This window comes from Variovorax sp. KBW07, assembly GCF_003852515.1.
Classification (GTDB): domain Bacteria; phylum Pseudomonadota; class Gammaproteobacteria; order Burkholderiales; family Burkholderiaceae_C; genus Variovorax.
Genome location: NZ_QAJK01000107.1, coordinates 1 through 9,624, shown reverse-complemented (window position 1 = coordinate 9,624; position 9,624 = coordinate 1). Strand labels below are relative to the sequence as shown.

At 67.6% G+C, this 9,624-nt stretch carries 10 protein-coding genes; 6 read left to right on the top strand and 4 right to left on the bottom strand.

Annotated elements, in window-relative coordinates; all coding sequences use genetic code 11:
* Positions 1-168 precede the first annotated feature (168 nt).
* The 5 genes from DBV14_RS21120 (at position 169) to DBV14_RS21100 (ending at position 3,317) form a co-directional block, all read left to right on the top strand.
* On the top strand, positions 169-618 hold the full coding sequence (locus DBV14_RS21120) for an acyl-CoA thioesterase (protein ID WP_124461740.1): 450 nt from the start codon (positions 169-171) through the stop codon (positions 616-618).
* Between the two features lie 98 nt (positions 619-716).
* Positions 717-1,256 carry a phasin family protein gene (locus tag DBV14_RS21115; protein WP_124461738.1) on the top strand — a complete coding sequence of 180 codons (540 nt, stop codon included), beginning with the start codon at positions 717-719 and terminating at the stop codon, positions 1,254-1,256.
* Positions 1,257-1,381: 125 nt separating this feature from the next.
* Positions 1,382-2,149 (top strand): TetR/AcrR family transcriptional regulator, encoded by a 768-nt coding sequence (locus DBV14_RS21110; protein WP_260397155.1) that lies wholly within the window; start codon positions 1,382-1,384, stop codon positions 2,147-2,149.
* 5 nt (positions 2,150-2,154) lie between these two features.
* Positions 2,155-2,991, top strand: a complete 837-nt coding sequence (locus tag DBV14_RS21105; protein ID WP_185546080.1) for a hypothetical protein — start codon at positions 2,155-2,157, stop codon at positions 2,989-2,991.
* A gap of 68 nt (positions 2,992-3,059) precedes the next feature.
* Positions 3,060-3,317 (top strand): acyl-CoA-binding protein, encoded by a 258-nt coding sequence (locus DBV14_RS21100; RefSeq protein ID WP_124461737.1) that lies wholly within the window; start codon positions 3,060-3,062, stop codon positions 3,315-3,317.
* A gap of 32 nt (positions 3,318-3,349) precedes the next feature.
* Here DBV14_RS21100 and DBV14_RS21095 read toward each other — a convergent pair whose 3' ends face one another.
* The 4 genes from DBV14_RS21095 to DBV14_RS21080 form a co-directional block, all read right to left on the bottom strand.
* Complete coding sequence (locus DBV14_RS21095) at positions 3,350-4,600, bottom strand: CaiB/BaiF CoA-transferase family protein (RefSeq protein WP_124461734.1); 1,251 nt, start codon at positions 4,598-4,600, stop codon at positions 3,350-3,352.
* Positions 4,601-4,667: 67 nt separating this feature from the next.
* Positions 4,668-4,991, bottom strand: coding sequence for a polyhydroxyalkanoic acid system family protein (locus tag DBV14_RS21090; protein ID WP_124461732.1), 324 nt, complete (start codon positions 4,989-4,991; stop codon positions 4,668-4,670).
* Positions 4,984-6,126 carry an aminopeptidase gene (locus DBV14_RS21085; protein ID WP_124461730.1) on the bottom strand — a complete coding sequence of 381 codons (1,143 nt, stop codon included), beginning with the start codon at positions 6,124-6,126 and terminating at the stop codon, positions 4,984-4,986. Before DBV14_RS21085 ends, DBV14_RS21090 begins: the two co-directional genes overlap by 8 nt.
* Complete coding sequence (locus DBV14_RS21080; protein WP_124461728.1) at positions 6,123-8,240, bottom strand: molybdopterin-dependent oxidoreductase; 2,118 nt, start codon at positions 8,238-8,240, stop codon at positions 6,123-6,125. The genes DBV14_RS21085 and DBV14_RS21080 overlap by 4 nt, the downstream gene beginning before the upstream one ends.
* Before the next feature lie 52 nt (positions 8,241-8,292).
* Here DBV14_RS21080 and DBV14_RS21075 point away from each other — a divergent pair, with 52 nt between their 5' ends.
* Positions 8,293-9,423, top strand: coding sequence for an ABC transporter substrate-binding protein (locus tag DBV14_RS21075; protein WP_124461726.1), 1,131 nt, complete (start codon positions 8,293-8,295; stop codon positions 9,421-9,423).
* Positions 9,424-9,624 lie beyond the last annotated feature (201 nt).

Here is a 9,624-nt window from a genome sequence, read left to right as displayed (position 1 = left end):
CAAAGAATGACCCCGCACCCGAACCCGAACCCGCTCCCAAACAGCAGCCCTGGCACAGCCCTTGCAGACAAGCGTGCACACCCGGGAGACGGGCGGCGCAAAAGCCGAGAACAGCCGCTCGCATAATCGCGGCTCCCTACCCCACAGCCATACAAACAAAGGCCGCCCATGTCTTCCATCACCCTGCGCTTTCTCGCCGAGCCCAGCACCGTCAACTTCGGCGGAAAGGTCCACGGCGGCACGGTCATGAAATGGATCGACGAGGCCGGCTACGCCTGCGCCACCAGCTGGGCCAAACGTTATTGCGTCACCGCCTTCATCGGCAGCATCCGCTTTCACCGGCCCATCATGATCGGCGACCTCGTCGAAGTCGAAGCCCGCCTTGCCTACACCGGCACCACCAGCATGAACATCTCCGTCGAAGTGCGCAGCGGCGACATGAAGGGCGGCACCATGGAAAAGACCACCGAGTGCCTCATCGTCTTCGTCTCGGTCGACTCGCACGGCCGGCCACTTCCCGTACAGCCCTTCGTGCCCGGCACGCCCGGCGAAATGGCGCTGGCCGAACGCGCCAAGAACCACCTCGACACCAGCCGCGCCGCCGGCGCCACGCCCTGAGCTTTTCTTGCAACTAGGCGGAAAGCTCTAACGGCGAGGGCCCTTGGCGGCTAGAGTCCTGCGATTCGACTCAGCAGACTCTTTCAAGGAACATTTGCATGGCCACCGCCAACGACGACAGCGATAACAACAACAAAGCCTCCGACCGCATCAAGGATTCCGCCCAGCAGATCTGGCTTGCCGGCCTCGGCGCCTTCGCCAAGATGCAGCAGGAAGGCAGCAAGGCCTTCGAGGCACTGGTGAAAGACGGCGCCGGCATGCAGAAAAAAACGCAGCAGGCCGCCGAAGAAACCCTGGCACAGGCCCAGACCCGCATGGCCGGCTTTGCCAGCGAGTTCGGCACCAAGGCCGCCGGGCAATGGGGCAAGCTCGAGAACATTTTTGAAGAACGCGTGGCCCGCGCCCTCGAAAAACTCGGCGTGCCCTCTGCGGCCGACGTGGCCGCCATGCAGGCGCGCATCGACGCCCTCGAAGCGCAGCTGAAACACCGCGGTGGCAGCGCCGCCGGCCACAGCGAAACCGCCACGCCCGCCAAGACCGCCCGCGCCACGGCCCGCAAGACCGCTGCGCGCAAGACGGCGCCCGCCGTGGCCGCCAAGAAAACCGTGCGCCGCAACAAAGGCGGCAGCGCCGGCTGACCCTGTCGATATTGCGGCACTGCACAAAAAATCAGCGCCGCAAAACATGTCCCGCACCGTTCATGGTGCGGTGCACATACGCTAGAGTGTCCCCAAGAGACCACGAGACACACGGGGGCACCGACATGGCAAAGAAGGCGCCACGCCGCACAGCGCAACGCATCCTCGAAGCCGCATTGGACCTGTTCAACCGCTTCGGGGAACCGAACGTCTCGACCACGCTGGTGGCGGGCGAGCTCAACATCAGCCCGGGCAATCTCTACTACCACTACCCGGCCAAGGAAGAGCTGATCAACAAGCTCTACGAAGGCTACGAAGCCGAGCTCAACGAGCTGCTCCACGCCAGCGAAGGCGTGCACGACGTGGAGGACGCCTGGTTCTTCATGCACAGCCTGTTCGAGCTGATCTGGCGCTACCGCTTTCTCTACCGCGACCTGAACGACCTGCTGAGCAAGAACCGGCACATCGAGACCCAGTTCCAGCTGGTGCTGAAGAACAAGGCCCGCGCCATCCGCCAGCTGATTGCCGGCCTGAGCCGTTCCGGCCACCTGGAGATCGACGCGCACGAGGTCGACACGCTCGCGCAGAGCATGGTCGTGGTGCTGACCTACTGGCTCAGCTACGAATACGTGCGCAACCCGCGCGAGGCGCTCGAGCCGGCGCATGCCCAGGGCGCGCTGATGCGCGGCGGCCACCACACGCTGCACCTGCTGGCGCCCTACCTCGGGCAGGAACCCCGGCGGCATCTGCTGACACTGAGCAATGCCTACAACGGAGAAGATGCCGGCGGCAACAACAAGGACGGCAACAACAGCAACAGCAGCAAGAAAAGCAGCAACACCAGCGGCGGCAACGACGGCGCCGCGGCCTCCCCTGTCGATATGGCGGTCTAGACACCATGCCCCACCCAGACTTCAAACCGCTCTCGCTGATGTCCGCCAGCCCGGTTGCCGCCAACGCGGAACCCTGGACACCCCTGCCCTATGCCGACGTGCCGCGCTACGACGCCCGCAGCGTGCTGCCGCACTGGCAGCGCCTGCATGCCGGCAACGGCCTGCCGCCGCCGGCCGAAGGCACGCCGCTCGCCGAAGGCTGGGCGCTGTTCCACAGCGGCGAGTTCGAACGCGCCGCCACGCTGGGCCTGCTGCATGGCGCCGACGGCATGGTGCTGGCCAACCAGGCGACCGCCATCTACGCCAACTACCTCGAGCCGCGCGAGGCCGTGCGGCTGTCGATGTTCCGCCAGGTGATCGAACGCGCCGGCGCGCAAGCCGCCGCCGAGCCCGAGAACTGCCACGCCCTCTACTGGCAGGCCTATGCGCTGGGCCGCTACAGCCAGGGCATCAGCGTGGCGCGCGCGCTGGCGCAGGGCCTGGGCAGCAAGCTCAAGGGCGCGCTGGAACGCGTGATCGCGCTGCAGCCGCGGCATGCCGACGCGCACGTTGCGCTGGCGTCCTTCCACGCCGAGGTGATCGACAAGGTGGGCGCGCTGGTCGGGCGCATGACCTACGGCGTGCGCGCCGAGACATCGATCGAGCTGTTCGAGCACGGCCTGGAGCTGCACCCCGATTCGGCCGCCGGCCTGATGGAGTACGCCCGCGCGCTGGCCATGCTGCACGGCGACTCGCACATGGCCGAGGCCACCCGGCTGTTCGAGAAGGCCGCTTCGCTGAAGCCCGCGGATGCGCGCGAGCGGCTGGATGTAGAACTGGCGCGGGTGGGGCTGCGCGACTGAGCACGCCTGGTACACGCACGTACCTCGGCATTTAAGATGCGCGGTTTCCGCTTTTCAATTTGACCGCCATGTCCGATCTCAACACCCTGTTCGAAGCCGCCCAGGCCAACTCCAAGCTGCTCGCCGAGCGCCCCGACAACCCGACGCTGCTCAAGATCTACGGCCTGTTCAAGCAGGCCTCCGAAGGCGACAACACCGCCAAGAAGCCCAGCTTCAGCGACTTCGTGGCGCGCGCCAAGTGGGACGCATGGACCGCTGTGAAGGGCACGAGTTCCGACGACGCCAAGCAGCAGTACATCGACCTGATCGAATCCCTCCGGGCCTGAGCGCCCGAGCGCCCAACCACCACCCGCACCGGTCAGCCGACGATCCCGCGCGCATGCAGCGCGGCGATCTGCCCGGCGCTCAACCCGATCTCCTTCAGCACCGCGTCGGTGTCCGCGCCCAGCGCCGGCGCGTTGTGCCGATGACTGGCCGGCGTGAGCGACAGCTTGGGCACGAAGCCGGGCACGGAAAGCGCGCTGCCGTCGGGCATGCGCACCTGCTGAAGCATGCCGCGCGCGGCGTAGTGCGGATCGGCCGCAATGTCGGCGATGGTGTAGATGCGGCCGGCCGGCACGTGCGCCGCATCGAGCGCGGCCAGCACTTCGTCCACCGTGCGCTCGGCGGCCCAGTCGCCGATGGCGGCATCGAGCATGTCCACCTGCGCCACGCGGCCCGTGTTGCCCGCCAGCGCCGGATCGGCCGCCAGGTCGGGCCGGCCGATGCATTCCATCAAACGGCGAAAGATGCTGTCGCCATTGCCGGCGACGATGGCGTAGCCCCCATCGGCGCAGCGGTACGCATTGGTCGGCGCGATGCCCGGCAGCGCGCTGCCGGCCGCCTCGCGCACCGCACCGAAGGCGCCGTACTCGGGCAGCAGGCTTTCCATGCAGTTGAAGACCGCTTCGTACAGCGCCACGTCGATCACCTGCCCCACGCCCTTCGGGTGCTCGGCGCTCACCGTCGCATGGCGGTGCTGCATCGCCATCAGCACGCCGATCACGCCGTGCAATGACGCCAGCGTGTCGCCGATCGACACGCCCACGCGCACCGGCACGCGGCCCGGTTCGCCCGTGAGGTGGCGCAGCCCGCCCATGGCCTCGGCCACCACGCCGAAGCCGGGGCGGTCGCGGTAGGGGCCGGTCTGGCCGTAGCCGCTGATGCGCAGCATCACCAGCGCGGGGTTGGCCGCCAGCAATGCATCGGGGCCCAGGCCCCAGCCTTCCATGGCGCCGGGGCGGAAGTTCTCGATCAGCACGTCGGCCTCGGCCGCGAGCTGCCGCACGATGGCCTGTGCCTCGGGCTCGCGCAGGTCGAGTGCCAGCGAGCGCTTGTTGCGCGACTGCACCTGCCACCAGACCGAGGTGCCGTCCTTCAGCAGCCGCCAGGTGCGCAGCGGATCGCCCGTGCCGGGCGGCTCGATCTTGATGACCTCGGCGCCGAAATCGGCGAGCGTGCGCGCGGCAAAAGGGCCGGCAATGAGCTGCCCGAGCTCGACGACCTTGAGGCCGGCCAGCGGGCCCGCGGCCGAAGGGGAAGAGGAAGAAGAAGGAGAGGTCTGCGTCATGGCATCCGGGTGTGCGGCGCTGCCAGCGGACGGCGGCTACACCATCATTCGATGAGAAAGAAACCGCTCAGGCGAAGCGGCTGCCGCCGGCACCGCCGTCGGGCGACGCCAGCAGCGCGTCCAGGTTGCGCGAAATCTTCTGCTCGATCTGGTCGCTGAAGCTGCTGAACAAAAAGCCCAGCGTGGCCTCCAGCTTGAAGGTGTCGGCCGTGACCTCCACCGTGCCGTCGATGCCCGCGCGGCTGAACTGTGCAACGTCGCAGTCCTTGCCTTCGGTGTAGGAGCATTCCAGGCCGTAGTCCTGCTCGACCTGTTGCACCCATTGGCGCGCGACTTCGCGTGCGCCGGCGATGCCCAGGGTGTGGTTGCGTTCGATAAGGATGTCAGGCACCGTGATGGTCTCCGTTGTTGTCGTTGTGTGTTGTTGTTGTCGGGTCGGCATGCGTCTGCAGGATGCCGGTGGCCGCCTGCAGCGCGCGGCGGCGTTCTTCCTCGGTGGGAAGCGCCGCGATGCGCCGGACCTCAGTGTAGAAGCGCGGCCAGTCGCGGCCCTGGCGCTCGAAAAGTTTCTCGAAGCTGGGCACCAGGTCGTCATACGCACCCTGCGCGCCGAAGGCCGCATTGTTGGCGCGCGCCACCCAGCCGTCGTAGGCGCCCTGGCGCGGGCCGCTCCAGCCTTCGCGCAACTTGGCATAGCGCTCGCGGAAGTCGGCCATGGCGGCTTTCTTCATCACCTCCACCACGGTCCAGTCCTTGGCCTTGGCTTCGGGCGATTCATAGACCTGGGTCAGCGCGCGGCGTGTGTTGAGCGCCAGCGCGCGGAAGTCCTGGCGCTGGCCGTCGAACTGGCTGTATTCGCGCCGGGCCGCTTCGCCGGCTTCGCGCTGCAGCCACAGCCCGCCGCCGATGCGCTCGACGGCGGTGGCGTACGACTCGTTGAACACCGTGTCGCCCGCCACGTACAGGACCTGGTGCGCCAGCTCGTGGAACACGAGGCGCGCAAGCTCGCCTTCGGGGTAGCCGATGAAGGTCGACAACAACGGATCGCCGCCGGCCCAGTTCATCCAGCCCAGCGTGGAATAGGCGGGCACGGGGTACACGGCCACTTCCAGGTCGAGCGCGCGTTGCGCGTCGGCTTCGGCCTTGGCGGCGGCCTCGCTGTAGTAGCCGCGGTAGCCCACGCAGCCCGCGACCGGGAAGCACCAGCTCTTGAGCGTGAGCGAGTACGGCGGCGCGGCCACCACGTTCCACACCGCGGCGGGGCGGTGCAGGTCGGCGTACGACTTGTAGCTCGGGTTGTCGGGCAGGCCCAGCTCGGTCACGGCGAAGCGGCGGATGCGCTGGGTGAGTTCGAGCTTGGCCTTGAGCGCTGCCGACGTGGTCGGGTCGGCCAGCCATTCGGGCACGGGCTTGGCGGCCCGCATGATGCCGATGTGGCCGCTGGCGGATTGCCAGTAGTAGCCGAGGTCGGCGCAGCCTGTGAGGGACAAGGCGCCGATCAGGATGAATGCGGGGGCAGCCCTCACCCTGGCTCTCTTCCGGAGAGAGAGGGGACAAGAGGGGCCGGGGCAGCCTCGGTCGCGCGCTCGACCTCGACCAGACAATCATAGAACGTCGGGCCGCGGCCGATGTCGGTCAGGCGCTGGCTGGTGAGCTGGTTGACGTTGGTGCCGTCGATGCCGAACTTGCGCCACCAGATGCCCATGCCGTGCACCACGCCCTGCCGCGCGCGGCGCGAGACCTCGGCGCGGCAACGGTGCTCGCCGCGCTTGTTGAACACGCGCACCATGGCGCCGTCCTCGATGCCGCGCGCGGCGGCGTCGGCTTCGTGGATTTCGAGCAGCGGCTCGACCTCGATGGCGCGCAGGCTCGTCACGTTGACGAAGGTCGAGTTGAGAAAGTTGCGTGCGGGCGGCGAGATCATCGCCAGTGGAAATTCGGTCGAGCTGCCGGCCGGCTCCCAGTTGGGCACGTGGTCGGGCAGGCCGTCGGTGCCCATGGCCTGCAGGCGCGCGCTGAAGAATTCGCAGCGGCCCGACGGCGTGGGGAACCGGCCTTCGGCAAACGGCGCCTCGGGCAGCTTCACCGTGGTGAAGCCCTGCGCCAGCAATTGCGAATAGTCGATGGCGTCTTCGGCAAAGGCGGTGCGGCACAGCGACTCGTCGCTCTCCGAGAAGCAGGGCTCGTCGAAGTCCATGCGGCGCGCCAGCTCGCGGAACACCCAGGCGTTGCTGCGGGCCTCGCCGCGCGGCGCCACGGCCGGGCGGTTGAGCAGAACGTCGGTGTGGCCGTAGCTGCAGTGAATGTCCCAGTGCTCCAGTTGCGTGGTGGCGGGCAGCAGGTAGTCGGCGTAGTCGGCGGTGTCGGTGCGGAACTGCTCCAGCACCACGGTGAACAGGTCTTCGCGCGCAAAGCCCGCCGCCACCTTGGCCGACTCGGGCGCCACCGCGACGGGGTTGCTGTTGTAGACCACGATGGCCTTCACCGGCCTGGCGGTGTCGAGCAGCGCGTCGCCGATGGTGCTCATGTTCACGGTGCGCGGCCGGCGGCCGGCCAGCAGGTCGGGCCGCTGCAGCGCGGCGCGGTCGACCGGGTAGTGGCCCGAGCTGCTGAGCAGCAGGCCGCCCGCGCGGTCGCGCCAGGCGCCCACCAGGGCCGGCAGGCAGGCGATGGCACGGGCCGCGTTGCCGCCGCCGCGCACGCGTTGCATGCCGTAGTTCAGGCGAATGGCGGCCGGCTTGGTGGTGCCATAGGCTTTTGCCAGCGCCACAATCTGCTCTTCGGGCACGCCGCAGACTTGCGCCGCGCGCGACGGCGGCCATTGCAGCGCGCGTTCGCGCAGTTGCTCCCAGCCCAGCGTGTGGTTGGCGATGTATTCATGGTCGAGCCAGTCGTGCGTGATGAGCTCGTGCATGAGCGCCAGCGCCAGGGCGGCGTCGGTGCCCGGCAGCAGCGCGATGTGCTCGTCGCACTTGTCGGCGGTTTCGGTCTTGCGCGGGTCGATGCACACCAGCCGTGCGCCCGCGCGCTTGGCGGCCTGGGCATGGCGCCAGAAATGCAGGTTGCTGGCAATCGAGTTGCTGCCCCAGATGAGGATGAGCTTTGTCTCGGCGAAGAACTCGATGCGCATGCCGACCTTGGCGCCCAGCGTGTAGACCATGGCCTCCCCGCCCGCCATGGAGCAGATCGTGCGGTCCAGCAGGGTGGCGCCCAGCTTGTGAAAGAAGCGCCGGTCCATCGATTCGCCCTGCACCAGCCCCATGGTTCCCGCATAGCTGTAGGGGAGAATTGCTTCAGGATCGGCCTGCAATGACCGAAGATGCGCGGCGATGTCGTCCAGAGCGGCATCCCACGACACCGGCTCGAACTGGCCGCTGCCCTTGGGGCCAACGCGCTTCAGGGGCTGCACCAGCCGCTCGGCATGGTCGTTGCGTTCGATGTACCGCGACACCTTGGTGCACAGCACGCCACCCGTGTGCGAATGGGCGGCATTGCCCTGCAGCTTCACGGCCACGCCGTCCTTGACGGTTGTAACCAGTGCGCAGGTGTCGGGGCAGTCGTGGGGGCAAGCCCCCAGCACCGTGGAGGTTGCGGGCTGGGGAGGTGCTTCTTCGAGCAAGGTATCCGGTGCGTGGGCCATCGGGCGAGTCTAATTTGTGCGCAAGCCAGAGCGCATCGGGAGGTTTTCGCAAATGATCAGTCGCAGGCATTTTTCTCTGACCCTGGGGGCCGCCGCCACGCTGGGCGGCTTCGGCATCGCGAGGGCGCAAGGCGAAGCGCCGCTGGTGCTGGGCCAGTCGGCGCCGTTCACCGGCCCGGCGGCGCAACTGGGCATCCAGTTCCACCAGGGCGCCAAGGTGTACCTGGACCAGTACAACGCCCAGCCGGGGCGCCGCAACGCGGTGATCATCAAGAACCTGGACGACGGCTACGAGCCCGACCGCTGCGCCGCCAACACGCAGAAGCTGATCGACGAAGAGGTGTTCGCGCTGTTCGGCTACATCGGCACGCCGACCAGCCTGGCCGCGCTGCCGCTGGCGGTGAAAGACAAGGTGCCCTTCATTGCACCGTTCACGGGCGCGATGTCGCTGCGCGAGCCCTTCCACAAGAACGTGTTTCACCTGCGCGCCTCGTACAACGACGAGACGGCACTGATGGTGAAGCAGCTCACGCACCTGGGGCTGAAGAAGATCGCGGTCTTCTACCAGAACGATGCCTACGGCAAGGCCGGGCTCGACGGGGTGACGCTGGCGCTGTCGCAGCAGGAACTGAAGCCGGTGGCGCTGGCGACGGTGGAGCGCAATTCAGCCGACGTGGCGCAGGCGGTGAAAACACTGGTGGCGGCGCGGCCTGACGCAGTGGTCCAGGTGGGCGCCTACAAGGCCTGCGCGGCGTTCATCCGCGAGGCGCGCAAGGCGGGCTACGGCGGCACGTTCATCAACATGTCGTTCGTGGGCACGCAGGCATTGGCCGAGGAACTGGGCAAGGACGCCGCGGGCGTGATGGTGACGCAGGTGGTGCCCTCGCCGTACAACCCGGCCAACGCGATCACGCGCGAATTCGTGGAGGCGGTGCGCAAGGCGGGCGGCGGCGCCAGCGCCAATTTCTCGAGCATGGAAGGCTATCTGGCCGCGAAGGTACTGACAGAGGGCCTGCGCAAGGCACCGGGCAAGGCGACGCGCGAGAACCTGATCGCGGGGCTGGAGAGCATCGACCGGCAGCAGTTCGGCGGGTTCGAGGTGTCGTTCTCTGCGAAGAGCCACGTGGCATCGAAGTTTGTCGAGCTGTCGATGCTTACGGGCGATGGACGGGTTCGGACTTAGGGGCTGTTGTTGTTCGAGCGCTCTTGTTCAGGGCGAGTGCGACTGACACCGGGTACTCCCCTCCGCGAATGTCCCCCGCTTCGCTCCTCCTTTATTTCGCTGCGGGGAGCACCCGATGCCATTCTCACATGGACACGCTCTGAGTGCTTCGCTGATCAACCAGTGCTCTGAACTCGCTCACGCTGGCGGTGTGCTCTGCGC

Bases quoted from the DNA above. Each gene is read 5' to 3' on its own strand.
- DBV14_RS21105 (WP_185546080.1), top strand. From the start codon at position 2,155: ATGCCCCACCCAGACTTCAAACCGCTCTCGCTGATGTCCGCCAGCCCG.
- DBV14_RS21075 (WP_124461726.1), top strand. From the start codon at position 8,293: ATGATCAGTCGCAGGCATTTTTCTCTGACCCTGGGGGCCGCCGCCACG.
- DBV14_RS21115 (WP_124461738.1), top strand. From the start codon at position 717: ATGGCCACCGCCAACGACGACAGCGATAACAACAACAAAGCCTCCGAC.
- DBV14_RS21110 (WP_260397155.1), top strand. From the start codon at position 1,382: ATGGCAAAGAAGGCGCCACGCCGCACAGCGCAACGCATCCTCGAAGCC.
- DBV14_RS21095 (WP_124461734.1), bottom strand. From the start codon at position 4,600: ATGACGCAGACCTCTCCTTCTTCTTCCTCTTCCCCTTCGGCCGCGGGC.
- DBV14_RS21100 (WP_124461737.1), top strand. From the start codon at position 3,060: ATGTCCGATCTCAACACCCTGTTCGAAGCCGCCCAGGCCAACTCCAAG.
- DBV14_RS21120 (WP_124461740.1), top strand. From the start codon at position 169: ATGTCTTCCATCACCCTGCGCTTTCTCGCCGAGCCCAGCACCGTCAAC.
- DBV14_RS21080 (WP_124461728.1), bottom strand. From the start codon at position 8,240: ATGGCCCACGCACCGGATACCTTGCTCGAAGAAGCACCTCCCCAGCCC.